Here is a 22,857-nt window from a genome sequence, read left to right as displayed (position 1 = left end):
ACCTATTATTTGCATATTGCGGAGAGTTGCAGCAGTGATCCAGATTGCCCTGTTATTATTCGGCGTTGATTTTGTGCGCTCCAAAGCCAAATTTTTGGGCGTAATCGGGATTATCTGGGGGCTGATGGGGATCGGTATCTTTATCGATGGCCTTGATGGCGTGCTCTATTTTCCCTTACAGGTTTTTGGTGCACTGATGCTTCTGGAGAGCCTGGTCACGTTGAGTATTGCCTCTAGCGGGGTTGGGGCGCAGAAAGCGGTGCTCTATTTCAAGGGCGGGATCTTTTGTGTTGTCGCACTGCTGATCCTGGCGAACAAACCCTACAGTAATTTGCTACTGGCAATCATATTCGGTTTCTCCTATTTCGTTATTGGCTTGTTTATGATCGCTTCTGCCTGGATCGTGCGGTTTCCGCGCTGGAAGAATGCGCTGGTCAGCGGCATTGCTCAGATACTGTTCGCCATGCTCATATTTAGCCCCTATCCGGTGCACTACAAGGCCACCATATCGTTTTTCCTGGGCACATTGATGGTTGTCAGTGGCATCAATATCCTGCAATTAGCCAGGCGGGCCAACCTTTTAAGGGATGGCACCTCGGTGTTTGAATTGTTGGTACCTACCGAGATATTTTACGTCTTTGGAAAGAAATCGGCGGCTCGGCCACCCGAGGTGGTTGCCCCCAGCACTGATTTTAAAGAGCCTTTAACCGTCCATATCTGGACCCCGGAAGGAACGGCGAGTGCGGCCCCAATCCCCCGGCCAGTCATTAATCGCTATATCGCGGCCGTGGATGCTCAAGGGGTTATCTCTACCGGGCATGCTGCATTGGAACTGGTACCGAGCATCTACATCAGCCTGTATCCAGCGGCAGATATCGATCGTTCTCCTTCGGAGTTCCTCAATGTGTTGAAGGCGACGCGAGAAAATGACGTGCCCGGCACCTTCCAGCCGGACTATGTTACCGAGGCGGCCAACTGGTGCGATTCGAATCGGCAGATCCAGTTTCACAGTTATAACAGCTCGGCACTGCTACGTTTTTGGAGCGGCTATCAGCTGACTAAAATCTACAATCTGACGTCGCGTAACTGCTCCAGTAGTGTTGCCTATGCCTTGGAAGCCTCATTGGATGGCGTGCTTGCCAAACAGAGTAAAAGTTGGCTGGGTACATTACGTATTTTGACCATGCCGGAACTGTGGATTGCCGCGCAGGTACGCAGACGGGCACTCTCAATGGCCTGGACACCAGGGCTGGTGATGGATTATGCCCGAGCGCTGCGACATATTGTTCATCCGGTACCTCAGCCATGGTATCAACGTATTCTCAAGCGCAGGCAGCCGGAAAAAGAGGGGTAGCGACACGTTATGATTATTTTAAAACAATAATCACTCACGCAATTTTTTGGTAAGGCTGAGCGTTGATCATCCGGTGTCTACAAAAAGGACACCGGATAAACTAATGGGCGTTAATTATCGCCCACAGAATGAAGCGGCGACTCTGTTAAAGTGGATTTGCGGGTTACCGAATTTATCATCGCCAGGTATATTGCACTCCTCTCTCTGCATGCAGATATAGTTGCCACTGCCATCGTCATTTCTTATCCATAAATAGCGTGTATTACCACACACCAAATTATTACCGCCAATAACAGTGGTGGCTTTTTTATCAGTTATTTTTTTCATGAGATCCTTCCTTGTTTCATATTAATGAAACGTTAGGATAGCTATCTAAGGTGCAATTTCAAGCCATACCAAAGGAATGCGTCAATAACAGGATAATACTAGTGGGTGTATTAGAATGATCTTGCTTGCGGCACATTAAAGTTGTTGTGCTGATTTTGTAGGATAAATTCAGCTTAACGCAGGTATCCGCTCCCTTGCAAACCTTCCAGAACGCTAAATAAAAAGTAACTTCAGGGTAGGTTTATGATTAATCTGAAAATATGTTCCATCTTGGGTTTTATTGGCTGGCATCGTTCCCAAAAGGCTTCACTTGGTCAAAAAACAGGCGTAGAATCCCTGCGTCCAATAACTGGAGGTTGTGAAGTATCATGGTTGATCGAGAGTTAAAAAATTGGAAAGACTTTATTGATGAGATGTTAGGTAACTAACACCATATAGGGTTTAAAGCTTGAATAAGGCTATTGGGTTTGTTTTTATTTAAAGCACCTAGGGTAACAATATTAAGTCTTTAGCAAAGCAGCCTCGGTTTCCCGAAGCTGCTTTTTTTACGCCTGCTATTGGCTATCGTGATGGTGAGGAAGCGCCTTACCAGGGAACCGGCGGCGTACCAATACGAAGAACAGCGGCACAAAGAAAATTGCCAGAACGGTGGCTGAAATCATACCGCCCATCACTCCGGTACCCACTGCATGCTGGCTGCCAGAACCTGCACCGGAACTGATAGCCATTGGCAGAACGCCGAAGATAAACGCCAGTGAGGTCATCAGGATAGGGCGCAAGCGCAGGCGCGAGGCTTCCAGCGTTGCCTCCAGCAAATCCTGGCCTTTATTGTTCAGTTCGTTGGCAAATTCCACGATCAGGATGGCGTTCTTGGCCGACAGCCCGATAATCGTCAATAGCCCCACCTGGAAGTACACATCGTTTTCTAGCCCGCGCAGCCAGGTGGCCGTGACGGCACCGATCACCCCCAGCGGCACCACCAACATGACCGAAAACGGGATCGACCAGCTTTCATACAGGGCGGCCAGACACAGGAATACCACCAACAGCGAGATGGCATACAGCGCCGGTGCCTGGGAACCGGACAGGCGTTCCTGGTAGGACATTGCGGTCCATTCCAGGCCGAAACCGGTCGGTAGCTGGCTGACGAGTTTTTCCATTTCATCCATCGCGGTACCGGTACTGACGCCCGGGGCAGCCTCGCCCACGATTTCTACCGTGGAGTTACCGTTGTAGCGTTCCAGACGCGGTGAACCATATTCCCAATGGGAGGTAGCAAAGGCGGAGAAGGGCACCATCCCACCGCTGTCGTTACGCACGTACCACTTGTTGATGTCCTCCGGCAGCATGCGGAAGGGCGCTCCGGCCTGGACGTACACTTTCTTCACTCGCCCGCGGTCTAAAAAGTCGTTGACGTAGGTGGATCCCCAGGCGGTCGACAAGGTGCTGTTGATATCGTCGATCGACACGCCCAGCGCCTGTGCCTTGCGTTGGTCGATATCGATCTGCAGCTGCGGGCTGTCATCAAGGCCATTATGGCGCACACGCGATAGCTGAGGGTTTTGCCCAGCCAACTGCAGTAATTGATTGCGAGCCTCCATCAGTTTGTCATGCCCCAGCCCTGCGTGGTCTTCCAACTGCATATCGAAGCCCGAAGAATTCCCCAGCCCGGTGATCGCTGGCGGGCTGCTGGCGATCACGCGCGCTTCGTTGATATTGCTAAAGGCCTTGGTGGCACGCTCGATGATATCGAACGAACTATTGGCACCCGAACTGCGCAGATCCCAGTCCTTCAGGCGCAAGAACAGCCGCGCGACGTTCTGGCCGTTGCCGCCTGGCCCGGCACCGATGGTGGAGAACACCGACAGCACGTCGGCTTTCTCTTCGGTCAGGAAGTAGTGCTCGACCTTTTCCACCACCTTGGTGGTTTGCTGTAGTGTAGAACCTGCAGGCAACTGCACCTGCACGGTGAACACACCACGGTCTTCCTGCGGCAGGAACGAGGTCGGCAGTTTGATAAACAGCACCGCCATACCGGCCAACAGCAACAGGTAGATCACCATGTAGCGGACACTGTGATGCAATACGCGCGCTACCCCACGTTCATAGCGTTCGGTGTTGCGGTTGAACATGCGGTTAAACCAGCCGAAGAAACCGCGCTTGCCGTGATGATGGCCTTTGGCGATCGGCTGGAGAATAGTGGCGCACAGGGCCGGGGTGAGGATCATGGCGACCAGTACCGAAAGCACCATTGCGGAAACGATAGTGATCGAGAACTGGCGATAAATGGCGCCGGTGGTGCCGCCGAAGAAGGCCATAGGAATAAATACTGCCGAAAGCACCATGGCAATCCCCACCAGCGCACCCTGGATCTGCCCCATGGATTTACGGGTGGCGTCCCTGGGTGAGAGACCTTCCTCGCTCATCACGCGCTCCACGTTTTCCACCACCACGATGGCGTCGTCCACCAGTAGGCCGATCGCCAGCACCATGGCAAACATCGTCAGGGTGTTAATGCTGTAGCCGAAGGCCGAAAGGATGGCAAAGGTGCCCAGCAGCACCACCGGAACGGCGATAGTGGGGATTAACGTGGCGCGGAAGTTCTGCAAGAACAGGTACATGACTAAAAACACCAGCAAAATAGCTTCCAGCAGGGTTTTTACCACGTCATGTATCGAAGCCTGCACGAACGGCGTCGTCTCATAGGCAATCTTGGCTTCCAGCCCGTGGGGGAAATATTGTGAAAGCTCGGCGATCTTGGCTTTCACCAACTGGTCGGTTTGCAATTCGTTGGCACCGGAGGCCAGCTTGATGTTCATCCCGGCGGCCTGTAGGCCGTTGTAACGGCTGAGGTAGTTATAGTTTTCCCCGCCCAATTCCACCGTGGCAACGTCACCCAGAGTGACCAGCGAGCCGTCCCGATTGACGCGCAGCGTGATCTGACGGAACTGCTCCGGCGTTTGCAACTGGGATTGAGCATTGATGGTAGCGTTTAGCGCCTGCTGATCCACGGAAGGGGAGCCGCCTAGCTGGCCCACCGCCACCTGAGTGTTCTGTGAACTGATGGCGTTGACTACATCCTGAGTGGTGAGCTGGTAGCTGGTGAGCTTGTTCGGATCCAGCCAGATACGCATGGCGTATTGTGAACCGTAAACGTCCATGCTGCCCACGCCGTTAATACGGCTGAGGGGGTCTTGCAGGTTGGAGACGATGTAGTCCGCGATGTCCTGCTTATCCATGCTGCCATCGTTGGAGACAAAGGCCACCATCATCAGCGTGGTATCGCCCGATTTTGACACCGTTACGCCTTGTTGCTGTACCGCCTGGGGCAACCGCTTGATGGCGGCCTGCAGCTTGTTTTGTACTTGTTGCATTGCCTCGTTGGGATCGGTGCCGGCATCAAAGGTCAGCGTAACCGAGGCCTGGCCGGTATTGGTGCTCTGGGACGACATATACATCATGTTGTCGAGGCCGGTCATGTTCTGTTCGATAATCTGGGTAACGGTATTTTCCAGCGTCTGTGCCGATGCCCCCGGATAGGAGGCGCTGATACGCACGTTTGGCGGAGCGAGGTTCGGATATTGTTCGACAGGCAGAGAAAAAATCGCCAACGTCCCCGTCAGGCAAAGAATAATTGCCAGAACCCAGGCAAAAATCGGGCGATCAATAAAAAAATTGGCCATGCGGCTATGAACCTCGTTGTGACTTATTCTATTTTTGACTGCATCAGTTATGCTTACGCCTGGCGCTGATTGGTGGCCGGGCTGTTGCAGGATTTGATTGTACCCAAAGGTGCTACTGCACTTTACTCGTCAAGCGCAGATAAAGCGTGGAGAAAAAAAGGAGATAATGTAAATAACAGTAGTAGAAATCTACAGTTACACATTGCACCACCACGAAACGCGTCATTATGGCGATTTTATGGCGTTACGGTGAAATAATCAGGACGTTTTTCCTCAGCAGGAGTTAAGCATGGAAATTAACCCGGTATTTGCTCGTCGTCTTTATCTGTGTTGGCTGATCAGCAGCAATGAACGCCCTAACGTTCCGCGCCTGATGGAACTGACCGGTTGGCCGCGCCGTACGTTGCAGGATGTACTCAAAGCTTTGCCAGGCCTGGGCCTGGAGTTGCAGTTTGTGCAGCAGGGGAAGCGTAATAACGATGGCTATTACCAGTTGGCAAACTGGGGCCCGCTGAGCCAAAGCTGGATTAATCAGCATCATGAGATGCTGCTGGCGGCCATTGGTTGAATGTTCCCCGGCGTGCCGGGGAAGCATTACTGGCTTTTCGCTTCCAGATACATCACGGTTGCCGCCACGCGCGAACGCACGTTGAGCTTGCGCAGCATATTGCGGATGTGCACTTTCACCGTCTCTTCAGAAATATGCAACTGCGCCGCGACCTGCTTGTTTGACATACCGCGCGCCACTTCCTGCAAGACATCCAGTTCACGCTCGGTCAGAGCGGCAAAGGGATCGTGTTGTTCGCTGCGTGACGAAAGGTAGTCCGCAACCGCATCGCTAATCACGTTCTGGCCCTCGGCGGCCTGGCGAATATGCTCCAGCAACTGTTCTGGCTCGCTGTCTTTCAGCAGGTAGCCATCGGCACCAGCATCGATCAGCGCATAGACGTCGCTGCGGGAGTCGGAAACGGTCAGCACGATGATGCGTGCATCCACCCCTTCATCGCGCAGTGCTTTCAGCGTATCCAACCCTGAAAGTCCCTTCATGTTCAGATCGAGCAGGATCACGTCTGGCGTGAACTGTGCAGCCAGGGCGATCGCCTCAGCACCGCCGCTGGCTTCTGCCACCACGGTGAAAGTAGGATCTAGCCCCAGTAACTGTTTGATGCCACGGCGCATCAACGGGTGATCGTCCACGATCATTACTCGGTAATTTTTCATCACAATAAAACGTGCTCCCTGTAGCGAGTAAAGCCACTGCGTACTGCCGGCAGTAAAGCTGACTCTTAAAATATAGTAGTAATTAGCATTGTCGCTCGGCTCGAATGGCCGCCGTGCAATGCTGTTAGCCCTTATGGCGGGAAGCTAAGACAGACCTCCGTGCCCCCGGCATTGCCACGCCTGATATGTAACGTACCGTTCAGACGCGATGCACGTTCGCTCATAATGGTTAGCCCGTAATGGCCTTCCGGTTCATCCAGGCTGTCGATGCCGCAGCCGTCGTCACAAATGGTGATCTCGTTGTCACCGCTGGGGGAGACTTCGCAATGGATCACAATTTCCTGCGCATCAGCGTGTTTGATGGCATTAAGCACGGCTTCACGCACGATCTGTAGCGCATGAACCTGTTGTTGGGCATTCAACGCCTGTGAGGCTAACCGACAGTGTAACTGAATCCGCGCGCTGGTCAGCAGTTTTAATGGTTCCAATACCTGCTGCAACGCGGCATTCAGATCGGCATCCTGAATACTCAACCGGAAGGTGGCCAGCAGTTCGCGCAATTGGCGGTAGGCATCCGCCAGCGCTCGATCAAAATCATCAATGATCTCATCTGCCTGCGAGGAATGGCCTGTCAGGGTACGTTTGAGCAAGGTGAGCTGGATGCGCAGGAAGGTGAGTGCCTGGGCTAACGAATCATGTAGCTCGCGGGCGATGGTGGCGCGTTCCTCCATCAGTAGGAACTGCATATGCTGCTTTTGTGCGCGGTTAAAGTAAACCCCGCGGCTGAGCATATTGGTCACGCTTTGCATCAGGTGTGGGTGGGGCGGTTGTTGCTCATGTTGCCAGCTCAGGCTACCCAAAGGTTTGTTGTCTTGCATAATCACCTGCGAATGCCAGGCCAGTTCCGCCACCGGTTCACCACTGCTGACCTGCCATTGGCTGAGACTGTCTTCCACATTGAGCCGGATACAATGTAATTGTTCGCTCAGCTTGATGATATGCAGGACCTTCTCAAACGCCCGCTGATCCAACTGCCCAACGCTCAGCGCCTGGGAACAGCTGTAAAGTACCTCCAGCGTGCGGTTGGCCTGCTGTAGCCGCTCGGTTTTTTCCTGCACCTTCTGTTCCAGTGATTGGTAGAGCTTCGCCAATTCGCCAGACATGGTGGTGAAGGTTTGCGACAGAACGCCCAGTTCGTTTGGCAATGAAACGTCGAGCGGCGGATGATTAAAATCGCGTTGTTGCATACGCAGGCTGGCGTCCACCAGGCGCTTGAGCGGGGTGACCACTTGGCGGCGCATAAAGCGGATGCAGAACAGCACCAGGGCAATGATGGCGATGTAGCCCATCACGCTGATCGTCGCTACGATGGTCAGCTTTTGTTCGGAATAGCGCTGCAAAGCCAAGACAAAATGGTCGATCTGATTGACATAGCTGGCCACGTTGGCCTGATAGTTTTCCGGGTTCCCGGCCAGGATCTGTTTTTCCAGCACCAGCCAGGCCTGGCGCAGCGTCAGGTATTTTTGCCGCACATCGTCAGGCACATAAAATCGATCGAGTTTAAGCAGGGCTGGAGCCGTTAGCGACTGTTGATACTGCACCAGGTGCTGCTGCACTTCAGCGGAACCGTTAGTGAGCTCATACGCCAACCGGTAACTCTGCATGCGCAACGATCCCGCGATATTGATCGCTTCAGCATCTTGCAGGCTGCCGGCCACGGTGGTTAGTGCCAGTCCGGTGGACAGCACGGAAAGGATCACGATAGCTATCAGCGCCTTCGCCAGGCTGCCGGTCACTGAGCGTTTTACGAGCAATTAAGCGTCCTTCTGGTTATTGGCCGGAGTGTTATGCGCCGTCAAATTATAACTTTTGCTGGCAAAAAGCATGGCGATTTTTAGCGAAAGACCAATCCATAGCCAAAATAAATCTTCGCTATATAATCAAGTAAATAGCGATTGAGTGACCTACTGTTGGCAAAATGCCCTATATCGGCTATCAGTGATTGATCTGGCGCAAGTAATACCCACTTTTACCCCTAAAGGGTGATTATCTACCCCCTCCGATAAGCCTATTTTATCCTTGCCTCTTACCCGAGGTGCGAGACAAACAATAATAAAGTCACACTATAATAATTTTTTACACGCGCGCGTGTTGCCAACTTTGAAGGATAACCCGAATGGCCGAATTGTCGCGACGCAGATTGCTCAGCGGACAATGGCGTCATCAAACTGATGCGATCCGTCCCCCGTGGTCGCGTGAAACCCCTCTCTTCCTTGCGGGTTGTACCCGGTGCCAGGCCTGCGTTAACGCCTGTGAAACCGGTGTATTGATCAGCGGCAGTGGCGGATATCCCGAAATCGATTTCCAACGCGCGGAATGTACCTTTTGCCGACAATGCGCAGATGCCTGCGAAGCCCCACTGTTTTACCCACCACAGCACCAACCCTGGCAACAAGTGGCGTCGTTTTCGGCCGTTTGCCTGGCGATGCAGGGGGTAGAATGTCGCAGTTGTCAGGACAGTTGTGAAACGCAGGCAATCCGTTTTCGGCCACGGTTAGGCGGCATAGCCCAACCGGCGCTCGAGGCGGCGGCGTGCAATGGTTGTGGTGCCTGCGTTGCCGGCTGCCCGACCTCGGCGATTGCAATAACCCGGAGTGAAAATAATGAGCAGTGAATGGCACGTAAGCGGGTTGATGGTGCAGGCCAGGCCTGACAAATTCCCGGCGCTGATCTCGGCGCTGCTGGCAATCCCTGATACGGAAATTCCGGCGCAGGATCAACAGCAGGGCAAATTGGTAGTCGTTATGCAAGCAGCGCGCTCCGATGCGTTGCTGGAAAAAATTGAGTCGGTACGCAATCTGGAAGGCGTGTTGGCAGTGTCGCTGGTCTATCACCAGCAGGATGAGCAAGGTGAGGTAATGCCATGAAACTCAGTCGTCGAGACTTCATGAAAGCGAACGCCGCAGTGGCTGCAGCCACTGCAGCCGGGCTGACGATCCCAACGGTCGCCCAAGCCGTGGTTGGCAGCGGTGACGAAATCAAATGGGACAAAGCACCTTGCCGTTTCTGCGGCACCGGGTGTGGCGTTCTGGTCGGTACCCAAAATGGCCGCATTGTGGCTTCGCAGGGCGATCCGGATGCTCCGGTTAACCGGGGCCTGAACTGTATCAAAGGCTACTTCCTGCCCAAGATCATGTACGGCAAGGATCGACTGACACAGCCAATGCTGCGCATGAAGAACGGGCAGTATGACAAAGAAGGTGAGTTTACCCCCATCACTTGGGAAAAAGCCTTCGACGTCATGGAAGAAAAATTCAAAGGGGCACTGAAAGAAAAAGGGCCAGAGGCGGTAGGTATGTTTGGCTCCGGCCAGTGGACGGTATGGGAAGGCTATGCGGCCTCCAAACTGTTCAAAGCGGGTCTGCGTTCCAATAACCTCGATCCAAACGCGCGCCACTGCATGGCTTCTGCCGTGGTCGGCTTTATGCGCACCTTTGGCATGGATGAACCGATGGGCTGCTACGATGATATCGAGCAGGCCGACGCCTTCGTGCTGTGGGGCTCCAATATGGCGGAAATGCACCCGATCCTGTGGTCGCGCATTACCAACCGCCGCCTGGGCAACGATAAGGTCAACGTCTCGGTACTTTCCACCTTTGAACACCGCAGCTTCGAGCTGGCGGATAACGGCATGGTGTTCACCCCGCAGACCGATCTGGCGATCATGAACTACATCGCCAACTACATTATTCAGAACAACGCGGTTGACCAGGATTTCCTCAAGCAGCACGTCAATATCCGCAAAGGGGTGACCGATATCGGTTACGGTCTGCGCCCAACCCACCCGTTGGAGAAAGCGGCGAAGAACCCAGGCAGCGATGCTTCTGAGCCGATGAGCTTCGAAGATTACAAGGCCTTTGTGGCGGAATACACGCTGGAAAAGACCGCCGAAATGAGCGGCGTGCCAAAAGACCAACTGGAAGCGCTGGCAAAACTGTATGCCGACCCGAATGTGAAGGTCGTGTCTTATTGGACGATGGGCTTCAACCAGCATACCCGTGGCGTCTGGGCCAATAACCTGTGCTACAACCTGCACTTGCTGACCGGTAAGATCTCTAAGCCAGGCTGTGGGCCATTCTCGCTGACTGGCCAACCTTCCGCCTGCGGTACCGCGCGTGAAGTGGGGACGTTCTCCCACCGCCTGCCAGCAGACATGGTGGTGACCAACGAGAAACACCGCCAGATTGCCGAACAGAAATGGCAACTGCCAGCGGGCACCATCCCGGAAAAAGTCGGGCTGCATGCAGTTGCGCAAGACCGTGCGTTGAAAGACGGCAAGCTGAATGCCTACTGGGTGATGTGTAACAACAACATGCAGGCCGGGCCAAATATTAATGAAGAACGCATGCCAGGCTGGCGCGATCCGCGCAACTTTATCGTGGTTTCCGATCCGTACCCAACGGTGAGCGCATTGGCCGCCGACCTGATCCTGCCTACGGCGATGTGGGTGGAGAAAGAAGGGGCTTACGGTAACGCCGAGCGTCGTACTCAGTTCTGGCATCAGCAGGTGAAAGCGCCGGGCGAGGCCAAGTCTGACCTGTGGCAGTTGGTGGAATTTGCCAAACGCTTCAAGGTGGAAGAAGTCTGGCCTGCGGAACTGGTAAACCAGAAGCCGGAATACCGTGGCAAAACCCTGTACGACGTGCTGTTCGTCAATGGTGAAGTGAACAAGTACAAGCTGGAAGAGGTCCCGGCCGACCAGTTGAACGACGAGTCGCGCGAGTTCGGTTTCTACATCCAGAAAGGGCTGTTTGAAGAGTATGCCGGGTTCGGCCGTGGTCATGGTCACGATCTGGCTGCCTTTGATATGTACCATAAGGCGCGCGGCTTACGCTGGCCAGTGGTGGATGGCAAAGAAACCCTGTGGCGCTACCGCGAAGGGACCGATCCTTATGTGAAGGCCGGTGAAAGCGTGCGCTTCTATGGCAAGCCAGACGGCAAAGCGGTGATCTTCGCACTGCCGTTCGAACCTGCGGCAGAAAGCCCGGATCAGGAATACGATCTGTGGCTGTCCACTGGCCGCGTGCTGGAACATTGGCACACTGGTTCGATGACGCGCCGGGTGCCAGAGCTGCACAGAGCCTTCCCTGAGGCGGTGCTGTTTATCCATCCGCTGGACGCCAAGAGCCGCAATCTACGCCGTGGCGACAAGGTGAAGGTACTGTCACGCCGTGGTGAAGTCGTGAGTATCGTCGAAACCCGTGGCCGTAACCGTCCGCCGAAAGGTCTGGTGTATATGCCATTCTTTGATGCCGCGCAGTTGGTCAATAACTTGACGCTGGATGCCACCGATCCGCTGTCGAAAGAGACCGACTACAAGAAGTGTGCGGTAAAACTGGAGAAGGTATAAGGCCAACGGAATGAGCCAGCAACGAGATAAAACACCGGCCCGGCGTCGCTTCCTACGGGATGCGGCTCGCAGCGTGGCCGGGTTGGCAGGGATAGGCGTACTGCTGGGGCTGCAACAGAAGCAGTCTCAGGCACGTGATGGCCTGGCCCTGCGGCCGCCGGGAGCACTGGCCGAGGCGGCGTTTGATAGCGCCTGTATTCGCTGTGGTCAGTGTGTGCAAGCCTGCCCGTATCAGACGCTGAAACTGGCGACGCTGTTGTCGCCGAGAGCCGCGGGAACGCCATACTTTGTGGCGCGGGATATCCCTTGCGAGATGTGTGAAGACATCCCGTGTGTGGTGGCCTGCCCGAGTGGTGCGCTGGATCCGAACCTGACGGATATCGATCAGGCGCGGATGGGGCTGGCGGTGTTGCTGGATCATGAAAACTGTCTGAACTGGCAGGGGCTGCGTTGCGATGTGTGTTACCGCGTTTGCCCGCAGATCGACAAGGCCATCACCTTGGATCTGCAACACAACGAGCGTACCGGCAAGCACGCCATGTTTCTGCCGACGGTTCACAGCCAGGATTGTACCGGTTGTGGCAAGTGTGAGCAGGCTTGTGTGCTTGAGCAGGCGGCGATCAAGGTGTTACCGATGGAACTGGCGCGTGGCCAATTGGGTGAACACTATCGCTGGGGCTGGCAGGAAAAGCAGCGTGCAGGGCATTCACTGGTGCCGGAAGGCCTCACATTGCCGGCACGCGGCGTAAAGGGAGGTGAATGATGGCTAATCCAGTCGCTGAAGCGGGGCGTGATGCCCGTCTGCGCCATGGCTGGTTGCGCAGCAACCGCTTCCTGATCCTGCGCCGTTGCAGCCAATTGTTGATCTTGTTGATGTTTCTCTCCGGGCCGCTGTGGGGCATCTGGATCTTGCGCGGCAACTACAGCGCCAGCCTATTGGCAGAGACGGTACCGTTAACGGATCCGTTGATGATGCTGCAAAGCCTGTTGGCTGGGCATTGGCCAGCCTGGCTGGTATGGGTAGGCGCGGTAGTGGTGCTGATCTACGGCCTGATCGGTAATCGGGTGTTTTGCGGCTGGGTTTGCCCGGTCAACCCGGTGACCGATCTGGCGGCCTGGCTGCGGCGCAAGTTAGGTTTGCGTCAATCGGCCAGCCTGCCTCGTTCCCTGCGCTACGGCATCTTGCTTGTCGTGCTGGTTGGCAGCGCCGTGAGTGGCACGCTGATCTGGGAATGGATTAATCCGGTTGCCCTGATGGGGCGCGGGCTGATCCACGGCAGCAGCGGGGAAGGGGCATTAGCCTGGCTGAAAGGGCTGGGTGCCGCATTTGGTGCTGGCATCTGGCTGATTGTGGCGCTGTTCCTGTTCGATCTGCTGGTGGTCGAACACGGCTGGTGTGGCCATCTTTGCCCAATGGGAGCGCTGTATGGCGTCATTGGTAGCCAGGGTGTGGTGCAGATCAGCGCGGAGAAGCGTGACAACTGTACTCGCTGCATGGATTGTTTTCATGTTTGCCCAGAACCGCAGATCCTGCGTGAGCCGTTATTAGTAAAAAAAGGTACACCACGGGTTGCCAGTGATGCCTGTATTGCCTGCGGACGTTGTATCGACGTCTGTGCAGAAAACGTATTCGAAATTAAGAGCAAATTTCATTATTCGGGAGCCAAAAAATGACCAGCAATGTCCTGAAAAAGCAGCTTTCCCTGTGGGGCGCGCTGTTAACACTGGTAGTTGCCAGTGCCGCGTTTGCCGCCAGTGATGTCGATCTCAAGCAATCGCCAGAGGTTTCCGGCACGGCTGAAGGGCAGATAAAAATGCCCAAGCAGCAGGAAAAGATGGCGCTAAACTATGTCAACCAGCCGCCGATGATCCCGCACAGCGTCGACGGCTACCAGATTAGCAAAAACACTAACCGCTGCTTGCAGTGCCACGGCGTGGAGCACTATCGCACCACCGGCGCACCGCGTATCAGCCCGACACACTTTATGGACAGCGATGGCAAGGTGCTGGGGGAAGTTGCTCCACGCCGTTATTTCTGTCTGCAATGCCACGTACCACAAACCGATGCGGCACCAATCATCGGCAATGATTTCAAGCCTATGCAGGGCTTTGGGCACTAAGCGGGGGAGCTATGGCCGAACGTAAGAACGAAACATCCGAGAAAAAGGCCGGACCGATCCGCCGTCTATGGCGCTGGTGGCGCAGGCCGAGCAGGCTGGCCCTGGGGACTTTGCTGCTGTTGGGCTTTGTCGCCGGGATCGTTTTCTGGGGCGGTTTCAACACCGGTATGGAAGCGGCCAACACCGAAAAATTCTGTATCAGCTGCCACGAGATGCGTGAAAACGTCTACGAAGAGTATATGGAGACGGTGCACTACAACAACCGTAGTGGCGTACGTGCCACCTGCCCGGACTGCCACGTCCCGCATGAGTGGGGGCCAAAGATGCTACGTAAGCTGAAGGCCAGTAAAGAACTTTACGCCAAGGTGTTTGGCATTATCGACACGCCGCAGAAGTTCGAAGAGCATCGTCTGACCATGGCCAGCAACGAATGGGCGCGTATGAAGGCCAATAACTCGCAGGAGTGTCGTAACTGCCACAACTTCGAGTATATGGATTTCACCGCGCAGAAAACCGTGGCGGCCAAGATGCATGATAAAGCGATAACCGAAGGCAAAACCTGTATCGATTGCCATAAAGGGATCGCACACAAACTGCCGGACATGCACGGAGTCCCTACCGGATTCTAACTCTGGTGGATACAAAACCCCGTAGTGCCGAAAGGCCTGCGGGGTTTTTTGTTGCAAATCCGCCGTGGCTGCGCTTTGCTAGTGGCCAAAGGTTGCAGTGCGTTGGCTAACGGAAGAAGGGAAAATGTCGTCAAAAATTGAAAATATCAGAAAGCAGCTGTTATCGGACAACTGGTACGTATTGAATAAATACACCTTTGAGTTAAAACGTAAAAACGGCGGAACCATCGAACAGGTGCGCGAGGTCTATGACCGGGGCAACGGGGCGACCATTTTGCTGTATAACCGCGCCAAGGGCACCGTGGTGCTGACCAACCAGTTCCGCATGCCGACCTACGTCAACGGCAATACCACAGGCATGTTGTTGGAAGCCTGCGCCGGGCTGCTGGATGACGATCAGCCCGAACAGTGCGCCCGCCGTGAAGCGGTAGAGGAAACTGGTTTTCAGGTTTCGAAGGTGCAAAAGATCTTTGAGGCCTACATGTCACCAGGCGGCGTGACGGAAATACTCCACTTCTTTATTGCCGAGTATCAGGATGACGAGCGTCAAACCAACGGCGGTGGCATTGAGGATGAAGATATTGAAGTGGTGGAATTGCCCTTTGGTGAGGCAATCGCGATGATCGCCGACGGTCGCCTCAAGGATGGTAAAACCATCATGCTGTTGCAGTATTTGCAGATCCACCGGGTGATGGAGTAGTTTCCCTCACCCCAACCCTCTCCCACAGGGAGAGGGAGCTGTTAGCCCCTACTCGTTTGAAAATAAAGAAGTCATTTTAGCTAGCTTGATCGTCCTTAGCCAAAGTGAGTCACTACCTTTAAAATACACTCGATCGGTCCCCTCTCCCACAGGGAGAGAGAGCTGTTAGCCCCTACTCGTTTGAAAATAAAGAAGTCATTTTAGCTAGCTTGATCGTCCTTAGCCAAAGTGAGTCACTACCTTTAAAACACACTCGATCGGTCCCCTCTCCCTGTGGGAGAGGGTTAGGGTGAGGGGCAATTGCTTTGCCGATCTCACTTTTCTATCATCGTCTTACAGCTGTGCGATCAGCATATCTTCCAGCTTCTGCTGGTCGACGGCGAACAAGCGAATGCCTTCGGCCAACTTCTCAACCGCCATGGCATCCTGGTTATGCAACCAGCGGAACTCGGCCTCGGCCAGTGGCGCAGGCTGATAAAATCCTTCGGTAGACGGCGTCAGTTTGCGTTCGATAGGCTGATTGCTCTGCTTCAACTCTTCCAGCAGGTTTGGCGCAATGGTCAAACGGTCACAGCCCGCCAACGCCAGGATCTGCTCAACCTTACGGAAGCTGGCGCCCATGATCACGGTCTGATAGCGGTGCTGTTTGTAGTATTCATAAATGGTGCGGACGGACTTCACGCCCGGATCCTGCTCGGCATCGTAATCGGTCATTGGCTGTCTGGCCTGATACCAATCGTAGATACGGCCAACAAACGGCGAAATCAGATAGACACCGGCTTCGGCGCAGGCACGGGCCTGAGCAAAGGAGAACAGCAGCGTCAGGTTGGTGTTGATGCCTTCTTTTTCCAGCTCTTCAGCAGCTTTAATCCCTTCCCAGGTGGCTGCCAGCTTGATCAGAATGCGGGATTTATCGATGCCCTGGTTTTGATACATGCCGATCAGCTTGCGTGCTTTGGCCACGCACATACCGCGATCGAAGGATAGACGGGCATCCACCTCGGTGGAGATACGGCCCGGCACGCTTTTTAGAATTTCTACCCCGATATTCACCGCCAGTCTGTCACTGGCATTAATCAGCTGGGTTTCTTTGCTGCCGCCTTGCTGGCGGGCGTACTCCAGCGCTTCGGTGATCAGCGACTTATACTGCGGCAGCGCCGCGGCCTTGAGGATCAACGAAGGGTTGGTAGTGGCATCCTGCGGTTCGAACTGGCGGATGGATTCGATATCACCGCTGTCGGCAACGACCACGGTCAGCTGTTTGAGTGCGTCTAACTGGTTCATTTATAAGCTCCTTGCTTACCCGTCGTCTTTCAAGCTGCAGCGTTTGCATAACTCAGCCCATCCGTGGGCCTCACCCCTTCGGGGCCGCTGCAAGCAGCGTTTAAATCTGTTCCTGACAGATTTATCACTCACCCCAGTCACTTACTAAAGTAAGCTCCTGAGGATGAGCGAACTGGCCGCCTAGCTGCAACTTGAAATCCATAGGGTAAAGATAAATAAGAACGATTTTCATTAATTGTGAAACACACTGCACCATTTAGTCAGTGAATGAAATACGCTTTTTCTGATTGTTGCGATGGATAGAAACAATGGGGGCATAAATACCACTTGGGTCCCCCAAGCCGTGACCCTCTGTCGACGTTGGTTCAGCGTTGGCCAACGACCTGTTCGTAATAGCCGATCCTTGCCACCTTGGGCGCCGATCCTCCTCCTTCAAATTCAGAGCTCAACCAGGCTTCAACGATCGATTTTGCCAGTTCCGGGCCAATGACGCGTGCGCCAAGCGTGATGATTTGTGCATCGTTGCTTTTACGTGCGCGCTGTGCCGAATAGGTGTCATGGCACTGTGCCGCACGGATCCCCGGGACCTTGTTGGCCACAATGCTCATGCCAATACCGGTGCCACACAGCAAAATGCCGCGTTGGTGTTTCCCATCCTTAATGCCCTGCGCCACCTGAAAGGCGATATCGGGATAACCGATGGGGGCCGTATCGCTTCCCGGTGAGTAGTCGGTGACCGGAATATCGCGCTGTTGCAGAAACGCAACGATCACATTCTTCAGTTCAATGGCGGCATCATCGGCGCCAATCGCAATAGGCTGCATAACACATCTCCTGCTGGTCAAGGGTAAGGCTGACGATCCCCGGTGGCGCGTCATGGCTATTACCATAACCATGATTTATCAAATGTTCAATTGATGTTCATTTGTTTTTATTTTTGTTAGGGGGGTTATGGCCACTAAAGGTGATTAACATCACGAATAAACCGGCTTAAAGGTCTTTCATATGACTTAAAGAGGGCTTTTTGAGCAGGATCACAATTTCAAAGGTTAGTGGTGGGCAAACATGTTGAGAGTATGTAGTGTTTATTTGTTCTTTGTGTGTACTTATGATCATAAAAATAAACCCTACCCGAGGATAGAACTATGTGTCAGAACTGCGTAACAGCGGCAAACATGGCCGAAGGCATTCCTGAAACCATGAAAGCGGTGGTGGCCTATGCCCCGAAGGACTACCGCTTAGAGCAAGTGGCGGTACCGAAAATTGGCCCGCAAGAGATCCTGGTGAAAGTTGAAGCCTGCGGCATCTGCGCCGGTGACGTTAAAGCGTTTGAAGGGGCCGCCAGCTTTTGGGGGGATGAAAAACAACCGGCTTACATCAAAGCGCCGATGATCCCCGGCCACGAATTTATCGGCCACGTGGTGGGCTATGGTGAAGGCGTTGAGGGATTTAAGCTGGGCGATCGGGTGATCTCTGAACAGATTGTCCCCTGCTGGCAATGCCGCTTCTGTAACCGTGGCCAGTATTGGATGTGTGAGAAGCACGACCTGTACGGCTTCCAGAAAAACGTTAATGGCGGCATGGCTGAGTACATGAAGTTCACCAAAGAGGCCATCAACTATCACGTCCCCGCGGAAATGCCGATCGAGGACGCCATTCTGATCGAACCCTATGCCTGTTCTTTCCATGCGGTACAGCGCGCCAACATCAAACTGGGTGACGTGGTGGTGCTGGCGGGGGCCGGAACGCTGGGTTTGGGGATGATCGGGGCGATTAAAAAATCCGGCCCATCGAAGCTGGTGGTGCTCGATCTGTCTGACGATCGCTTGGCGTTGGCGAAAGAATTTGGTGCTGACGTCGTGCTGAACCCACTGCGCGATGATGTGATGGCGATCGTTAAAGACATGACCGAAGGCTACGGTTGCGATATCTACATTGAAGCCACCGGCGCGCAGCAATCTGTCGAACAGGGGCTGATGCTGATCCGCAAATTGGGCACCTTTGTCGAGTTCTCGGTGTTTAAAGATCCGGTGACCGTCGATTGGAGCATTATCAGCGATCGTAAGGAGCTGGACGTGCTGGGATCGCACCTGGGTCCTTACTGTTATCCGTTGGTAATTGAAGGGATACGCAATGGCGATTTGCCCACCAAAGGTGTCGTCACCCAAACGTTGCCGCTGGAGCAGTTTGCTGAAGGCTTCGCCATGATGAAACGGGGCGTCGGCTCAATCAAAGTGGTGCTCAACCCGAATCTGTAATGCCTGCATCATTCTTCGGGTGCGGGCTAGCCTGCACCTCCACAATTCAATGTGCTGGGGTGTTTTATGCTGAATGGACTGATTCATCGCATTGGTCTGTCACCAAAATTAATGCTCGGTTATGCCGGTGTGTTGGTCTTTATGATGGGGGAAGGGCTGGAACAAGGCTGGCTTTCACCTTATCTGATCGGCAAAGGCTTAACCATTCAAGAATCTGCGCTGCTGTTTAGCGTTTACGGTTTTGCTGCGGCAATCTCCGCCTGGTTTTCCGGCGTCTTGGCGGAAATCTTTACCGCTCGCCGCGTCATGCTGGCTGGATTGTTGCTGTTCTTGCTGGGTTCGGTGTGTTTTCTGGTGTGGGGATTACCCAGTAATAATCTGTCGGTGATGATACCGACCTATGCGCTGCGCGGGCTGGGCTATCCCCTGTTTGCCTATGGTTTTCTGGTGTGGGTCGCCTATGAGGCTCCGCCGGAAAGGCTGGGTTCCGCCGTGGGGATTTTCTGGTTTGTCTACAGCGGTGGGTTGAGCGTACTGGGCGTGCTCTACTCCAGCATCATGCTGCCGTACCTGGGGGAAATTCACACCTTATGGAGCGCATTAATCTTTGTGGTACTCGGGGCGATGATAGCACTGATGCTTAACCGCACCCCTGGCCATAGTGACGTGGGGGACAGGCAAAAAGCCTCTCTCAGCTATGTGCTAAAGGGGATCACCATTGCGTTTGAGAACCCGAAAATCGGCCTGGGTGGCATTGTCCGCACCATCAATACCTCTGCGGCGTATGGCTTCGTGGTGTTTATGCCGATGTACATGATGGATATCGGGTTTAGCCGCACTGACTGGCTACAGATGTATGCGGCACTGTGGACGGTGAACATTATCTTCAACCTGATCTTTGGGGTGATCAGCGACGGCTTGGGCTGGCGTAACGTCGTTATGTGGTTCGGTTGCGTCGGCTGCGCTATCACCACGCTGATGTTCTATTACGTGCCTTACTTCCTCGGCCCCAATTATCTGCTGACCGTCGTGGCCGCCGGGCTATTCGGTGCTTGCCTGGCTGCCTTCGTGCCTCTTTCGGCCATTATGCCAACGCTGGCCCCGGAGAATAAAGGTGCCGCCATGTCGATCCTCAATCTCGGCGCGGGGTTGAGCACTTTCGTTGGCCCGGCAGTGGTAGGGTTGTTTATCGGCAGCTTGGGGAGCAGCGGGGTGATTTGGATTTTCACCGGCCTGTATTTGTTCAGCGGCGTCTTGATGAAATATGTCACCTTGCCTAAAGCCGTGCCTGCCGCCGTGGAAGAAAATCATCACAGCTTGGCGTAACTAACCGTTTGAGGGAGTTTTCTATGATTACTGGTCAAAGCAAGGGAGTCTTGCAAGGGAAAGTGGCGTTGATCACCGGTGGCGCGGCGGGAATAGGTCTGGCTATTGCCAAATGCTATCTGCAAAACGGCGCGCAGGTTGTGCTGTTGGATCGCGCTGCACAGGTGGTGCAGATTGCCCAACAGCTGGATGAGCAGCTGGCGTTGGGCATCGTGATGGACGTCACCGACAAAGCCTCGGTAGAACAGGCGGTTGCGCAGGCCAATGCCCATTTCGGGCGGCTGGATGTGCTGGTCAATAGCGCTGGGATTGTCGCGCTGTATCCGGCGGAAGAACTGCCCGAAGACGCTTGGGATAGCACCATGGCGGTGAACCTGAAAGGGGTGTTCCTTACCAGTCAGGCCGTGGGCCACTATTTTATTCGTCAGGGCAGTGGCAGCATTATCAACCTGGCCTCGCAGGCCGGTGTAGTCGCCTTGCCCAATCATCTGGCTTACTGCGCCAGCAAGGCCGGCGTGATTGGCTTGACCCAGGTTTTGGCACTGGAGTGGGGGCCGCACAACGTGCGGGTAAACGCCATTTCACCCACGGTGGTGCTGACCGAGTTGGGGCGCAAAGCATGGTCAGGCGAGGTAGCGGAACAAATGAAGCAGAAAATTCCCCTAAGGCGCTTTGCCGAACCCGAGGATATTGCCGCCAGCGCGCTGTTCCTGGCGAGCGATGCGGCCAGCATGATCACCGGCAGCAATCTGGTGGTTGACGGCGGTTACACCATTCAATAACTCGATACTCAGGCAAAAGAGAGGCCATGATGAACAGAATCATTAACGATCCCGATCACGTCGTGGAAGATGCCATTCAGGGCTATCTGAAGGCTCATCCGGAATATTTCACCGCGACCGATAATGCACGAGTCCTCAAATACCCTGCTGCACCGATCCAAGGCAAGGTGGGTATTGTTACCGGTGGGGGCTCGGGGCATGAGCCAGCGTTTCTGGGCTATGTTGGCAAGAACATGCTCGATGCTGTGGCCATCGGTGAGATTTTCTCTTCGCCAACGGCGGGGGCATTTCTGGATGCGTTCAAGGCCGCGGACAGCGGGGCGGGAGTCGCCTGCCTGTATGGCAACTATGCTGGCGATAATATGAACGTCAAAATGGCGATGAAGAAGGCCAGTGCCGCCGGTATCACGGTAAAAACTGTGGTGGCAAATGATGATGTTGCCTCTGCGCCCGCCAGTGAAATTGAAAAGCGCCGTGGCGTCGCCGGTGAAATTCTGATGTGGAAAGTCGGAGCCGCTGCTGCAGCGTTAGGTTACGATCTTGACGGAGTGATCGCTGCTGCGCAAAAGGCGATTGGCCATTGCCGCTCGATCGGCGTCGGGCTAAGCTCTTGCACCATCCCTGCGGTAGGTAAGCCCAACTTCCATATAGCCGATGGCCAAATGGAGATCGGGATTGGCCATCACGGTGAGCCTGGGATTGAGGTATCACCGATCCAGTCGGCGTCCGCGATGGCTGGCACCATGCTCGACTTTGTGCTCAATGATATGCCGTTGAACAAGGGGCAGGAAGTCGCCTTGTTGATTTCCGGGTTGGGGGCCACGCCGGTGATGGAGCTCTACATCTATTATGCCGAGATTGAAAAGCGGCTGACGGAGCGTGGCATCAAGGTTCACCGTCGCTACGTGGGTAACTATTTTACTTCACTGGAAATGATGGGGGTGACGCTAACCGTGATGAAGCTCGACGACCAATTGAAAACGTTGCTCGATATGCCCGCTCATTCATTGGGCCTAACTCAGGTGGAGTGAATCATGACCACACAAATTTCGACGCAGTATGGCAACGAGATCGTCACGGCGCTGATTGGCGTGATTGTCAGCAATCGTGAGTATCTCAGTGAAATAGATGGCGCGATTGGCGACGGCGATCACGGCATTAATATGTCAAAAGGCTTCACCTTATGTGGTGAGGCCATCAAGGGCCAAAATCTGTCGTTGGCACAGGCTTTCGAAGCGGTAGCGGACGCGCTGATGGAAGGGATTGGTGGCTCGATGGGGCCGCTGTATGGCAGCCTGTTCATGGGCATGGCCGACAGCGTGCGCGATAAAATGGCGCTGGATAAACAGGTATTTCTGGCCATGTTGTGCAATGGGCTCACTGAACTGCAGGACATCAGCAGTGCTGGCGTCGGCGACAAGTGCCTGATGGATACGTTGATCCCTGCGATAGAAGGGTATGAGCAGGCGGTTCGGCGCGGCGATAGCTTCAGTGGTGCGCTGGAGCAGTTGAAACAAGCTGCCGTGGCCGGGCGTGATTCAACCCGCGATCTGGTTGCCAAGATTGGCCGTGCGAGCCGGTTGGGGGAACGTTCGCGCGGCGTGCTGGATGCCGGTGCGGTATCCTGTTGCCTACTTTTATGCCAACTGGCCGATGCGGTAGAACAACGCTTGAATACCGTTGCCGCCTGAACAGGTTATACTAGCGAGCAATGCGATAAGCTGGGTTCGGCATGCTGAACCCATCTTCTATTGAAAAAGACC

The 22,857-nt window shown here is 54.4% G+C and carries 22 protein-coding genes; 16 read left to right on the top strand and 6 right to left on the bottom strand.

Features of this window, described 5'->3' with window-relative positions; translation table 11 throughout:
- Window positions 1-34 precede the first annotated feature (34 nt).
- The gene (locus tag D9980_RS12895; protein WP_121607494.1) at window positions 35-1,354 is read left to right on the top strand and encodes an HdeD family acid-resistance protein; all 1,320 of its coding nucleotides are present in this window, start codon (window positions 35-37) and stop codon (window positions 1,352-1,354) included.
- A 114-nt stretch (window positions 1,355-1,468) separates the two neighbouring features.
- Here D9980_RS12895 and D9980_RS12890 read toward each other — a convergent pair whose 3' ends face one another.
- Complete coding sequence (locus D9980_RS12890; protein WP_121607493.1) at window positions 1,469-1,681, bottom strand: DUF4762 family protein; 213 nt, start codon at window positions 1,679-1,681, stop codon at window positions 1,469-1,471.
- Window positions 1,682-2,049: 368 nt separating this feature from the next.
- Between D9980_RS12890 and ypfM the strand changes: the two genes are divergently transcribed.
- Window positions 2,050-2,109, top strand: coding sequence for a protein YpfM (gene ypfM / locus D9980_RS27280; RefSeq protein WP_137751254.1), 60 nt, complete (start codon window positions 2,050-2,052; stop codon window positions 2,107-2,109).
- Between the two features lie 126 nt (window positions 2,110-2,235).
- Here the strand turns inward: ypfM and acrD are convergent, their stop codons facing one another.
- The gene (gene acrD, locus D9980_RS12885) at window positions 2,236-5,364 is read right to left on the bottom strand and encodes a multidrug efflux RND transporter permease AcrD (RefSeq protein WP_121607492.1); all 3,129 of its coding nucleotides are present in this window, start codon (window positions 5,362-5,364) and stop codon (window positions 2,236-2,238) included.
- 289 nt (window positions 5,365-5,653) lie between these two features.
- On the opposite strand from acrD, the gene D9980_RS12880 reads away from it, so the two are divergent.
- Entirely contained in the window at window positions 5,654-5,932 is a 279-nt protein-coding gene (locus D9980_RS12880; protein WP_024484514.1) for a helix-turn-helix domain-containing protein, read from the top strand.
- Window positions 5,933-5,958: 26 nt separating this feature from the next.
- Here the strand turns inward: D9980_RS12880 and narP are convergent, their stop codons facing one another.
- Together narP and narQ are read right to left on the bottom strand one after the other, a co-directional pair.
- The gene (narP, locus tag D9980_RS12875) at window positions 5,959-6,591 is read right to left on the bottom strand and encodes a nitrate/nitrite response regulator protein NarP (RefSeq protein ID WP_024484513.1); all 633 of its coding nucleotides are present in this window, start codon (window positions 6,589-6,591) and stop codon (window positions 5,959-5,961) included.
- Window positions 6,592-6,716: 125 nt separating this feature from the next.
- On the bottom strand, window positions 6,717-8,399 hold the full coding sequence (narQ, locus tag D9980_RS12870; RefSeq protein WP_024484512.1) for a nitrate/nitrite two-component system sensor histidine kinase NarQ: 1,683 nt from the start codon (window positions 8,397-8,399) through the stop codon (window positions 6,717-6,719).
- A gap of 362 nt (window positions 8,400-8,761) precedes the next feature.
- Here narQ and napF point away from each other — a divergent pair, with 362 nt between their 5' ends.
- From napF to nudK, 8 genes are all read left to right on the top strand, one after another.
- Window positions 8,762-9,259 carry a ferredoxin-type protein NapF gene (gene napF / locus D9980_RS12865; protein ID WP_121607491.1) on the top strand — a complete coding sequence of 166 codons (498 nt, stop codon included), beginning with the start codon at window positions 8,762-8,764 and terminating at the stop codon, window positions 9,257-9,259.
- Window positions 9,246-9,512, top strand: a complete 267-nt coding sequence (gene napD / locus D9980_RS12860) for a chaperone NapD (RefSeq protein WP_024484511.1) — start codon at window positions 9,246-9,248, stop codon at window positions 9,510-9,512. The genes napF and napD overlap by 14 nt, the downstream gene beginning before the upstream one ends.
- Entirely contained in the window at window positions 9,509-11,995 is a 2,487-nt protein-coding gene (napA, locus tag D9980_RS12855) for a nitrate reductase catalytic subunit NapA (RefSeq protein WP_121607490.1), read from the top strand. Before napD ends, napA begins: the two co-directional genes overlap by 4 nt.
- Before the next feature lie 10 nt (window positions 11,996-12,005).
- On the top strand, window positions 12,006-12,758 hold the full coding sequence (gene napG, locus D9980_RS12850) for a ferredoxin-type protein NapG (protein WP_024484509.1): 753 nt from the start codon (window positions 12,006-12,008) through the stop codon (window positions 12,756-12,758).
- Entirely contained in the window at window positions 12,758-13,669 is a 912-nt protein-coding gene (napH, locus tag D9980_RS12845) for a quinol dehydrogenase ferredoxin subunit NapH (protein WP_024484508.1), read from the top strand. Before napG ends, napH begins: the two co-directional genes overlap by 1 nt.
- Complete coding sequence (gene napB, locus D9980_RS12840) at window positions 13,666-14,115, top strand: nitrate reductase cytochrome c-type subunit (RefSeq protein WP_021178725.1); 450 nt, start codon at window positions 13,666-13,668, stop codon at window positions 14,113-14,115. Before napH ends, napB begins: the two co-directional genes overlap by 4 nt.
- Before the next feature lie 11 nt (window positions 14,116-14,126).
- The gene (gene napC, locus D9980_RS12835; protein WP_024484507.1) at window positions 14,127-14,744 is read left to right on the top strand and encodes a cytochrome c-type protein NapC; all 618 of its coding nucleotides are present in this window, start codon (window positions 14,127-14,129) and stop codon (window positions 14,742-14,744) included.
- A gap of 124 nt (window positions 14,745-14,868) precedes the next feature.
- A complete protein-coding gene (gene nudK / locus D9980_RS12830) occupies window positions 14,869-15,444 on the top strand; it encodes a GDP-mannose pyrophosphatase NudK (protein ID WP_121607489.1) in 576 nt (191 codons plus the stop codon).
- A gap of 333 nt (window positions 15,445-15,777) precedes the next feature.
- Here the strand turns inward: nudK and tal are convergent, their stop codons facing one another.
- Both tal and rpiB read right to left on the bottom strand, forming a co-directional pair.
- Window positions 15,778-16,728 (bottom strand): transaldolase, encoded by a 951-nt coding sequence (gene tal, locus D9980_RS12825; protein WP_024484505.1) that lies wholly within the window; start codon window positions 16,726-16,728, stop codon window positions 15,778-15,780.
- Window positions 16,729-17,093: 365 nt separating this feature from the next.
- Window positions 17,094-17,552, bottom strand: a complete 459-nt coding sequence (gene rpiB, locus D9980_RS12820) for a ribose 5-phosphate isomerase B (RefSeq protein ID WP_024484504.1) — start codon at window positions 17,550-17,552, stop codon at window positions 17,094-17,096.
- Between the two features lie 321 nt (window positions 17,553-17,873).
- On the opposite strand from rpiB, the gene D9980_RS12815 reads away from it, so the two are divergent.
- From D9980_RS12815 to dhaL, 5 genes are all read left to right on the top strand, one after another.
- The gene (locus D9980_RS12815; protein ID WP_121607488.1) at window positions 17,874-18,986 is read left to right on the top strand and encodes an alcohol dehydrogenase catalytic domain-containing protein; all 1,113 of its coding nucleotides are present in this window, start codon (window positions 17,874-17,876) and stop codon (window positions 18,984-18,986) included.
- Between the two features lie 66 nt (window positions 18,987-19,052).
- Window positions 19,053-20,312 carry an MFS transporter gene (locus D9980_RS12810; RefSeq protein WP_024484502.1) on the top strand — a complete coding sequence of 420 codons (1,260 nt, stop codon included), beginning with the start codon at window positions 19,053-19,055 and terminating at the stop codon, window positions 20,310-20,312.
- 23 nt (window positions 20,313-20,335) lie between these two features.
- A complete protein-coding gene (locus D9980_RS12805; RefSeq protein WP_121607487.1) occupies window positions 20,336-21,094 on the top strand; it encodes an SDR family oxidoreductase in 759 nt (252 codons plus the stop codon).
- A gap of 29 nt (window positions 21,095-21,123) precedes the next feature.
- Window positions 21,124-22,125: a dihydroxyacetone kinase subunit DhaK gene (locus D9980_RS12800; RefSeq protein ID WP_121609017.1), complete on the top strand. Its 1,002-nt coding sequence runs from the start codon at window positions 21,124-21,126 to the stop codon at window positions 22,123-22,125.
- 3 nt (window positions 22,126-22,128) lie between these two features.
- Window positions 22,129-22,785: a dihydroxyacetone kinase subunit DhaL gene (gene dhaL, locus D9980_RS12795; RefSeq protein ID WP_121607486.1), complete on the top strand. Its 657-nt coding sequence runs from the start codon at window positions 22,129-22,131 to the stop codon at window positions 22,783-22,785.
- Window positions 22,786-22,857 lie beyond the last annotated feature (72 nt).

It is taken from the genome of Serratia sp. 3ACOL1 (genome assembly GCF_003668775.1).
Classification (GTDB): domain Bacteria; phylum Pseudomonadota; class Gammaproteobacteria; order Enterobacterales; family Enterobacteriaceae; genus Chania; species Chania fonticola.
Note: the sequence above shows the minus strand (reverse complement) of the source record. Positions and strands in the feature narration are given on the sequence as shown.

Coding starts and splice junctions, on each gene's coding strand:
- napF (WP_121607491.1), top strand. CDS start 8,762: ATGGCCGAATTGTCGCGACGCAGATTGCTCAGCGGACAATGGCGTCAT.
- D9980_RS12880 (WP_024484514.1), top strand. CDS start 5,654: ATGGAAATTAACCCGGTATTTGCTCGTCGTCTTTATCTGTGTTGGCTG.
- D9980_RS12890 (WP_121607493.1), bottom strand. CDS start 1,681: ATGAAAAAAATAACTGATAAAAAAGCCACCACTGTTATTGGCGGTAAT.
- acrD (WP_121607492.1), bottom strand. CDS start 5,364: ATGGCCAATTTTTTTATTGATCGCCCGATTTTTGCCTGGGTTCTGGCA.
- D9980_RS12805 (WP_121607487.1), top strand. CDS start 20,336: ATGATTACTGGTCAAAGCAAGGGAGTCTTGCAAGGGAAAGTGGCGTTG.
- napG (WP_024484509.1), top strand. CDS start 12,006: ATGAGCCAGCAACGAGATAAAACACCGGCCCGGCGTCGCTTCCTACGG.
- D9980_RS12815 (WP_121607488.1), top strand. CDS start 17,874: ATGTGTCAGAACTGCGTAACAGCGGCAAACATGGCCGAAGGCATTCCT.
- D9980_RS12810 (WP_024484502.1), top strand. CDS start 19,053: ATGCTGAATGGACTGATTCATCGCATTGGTCTGTCACCAAAATTAATG.
- dhaL (WP_121607486.1), top strand. CDS start 22,129: ATGACCACACAAATTTCGACGCAGTATGGCAACGAGATCGTCACGGCG.
- napH (WP_024484508.1), top strand. CDS start 12,758: ATGGCTAATCCAGTCGCTGAAGCGGGGCGTGATGCCCGTCTGCGCCAT.
- napC (WP_024484507.1), top strand. CDS start 14,127: ATGGCCGAACGTAAGAACGAAACATCCGAGAAAAAGGCCGGACCGATC.
- napB (WP_021178725.1), top strand. CDS start 13,666: ATGACCAGCAATGTCCTGAAAAAGCAGCTTTCCCTGTGGGGCGCGCTG.
- tal (WP_024484505.1), bottom strand. CDS start 16,728: ATGAACCAGTTAGACGCACTCAAACAGCTGACCGTGGTCGTTGCCGAC.
- D9980_RS12800 (WP_121609017.1), top strand. CDS start 21,124: ATGAACAGAATCATTAACGATCCCGATCACGTCGTGGAAGATGCCATT.
- rpiB (WP_024484504.1), bottom strand. CDS start 17,552: ATGCAGCCTATTGCGATTGGCGCCGATGATGCCGCCATTGAACTGAAG.
- nudK (WP_121607489.1), top strand. CDS start 14,869: ATGTCGTCAAAAATTGAAAATATCAGAAAGCAGCTGTTATCGGACAAC.
- napA (WP_121607490.1), top strand. CDS start 9,509: ATGAAACTCAGTCGTCGAGACTTCATGAAAGCGAACGCCGCAGTGGCT.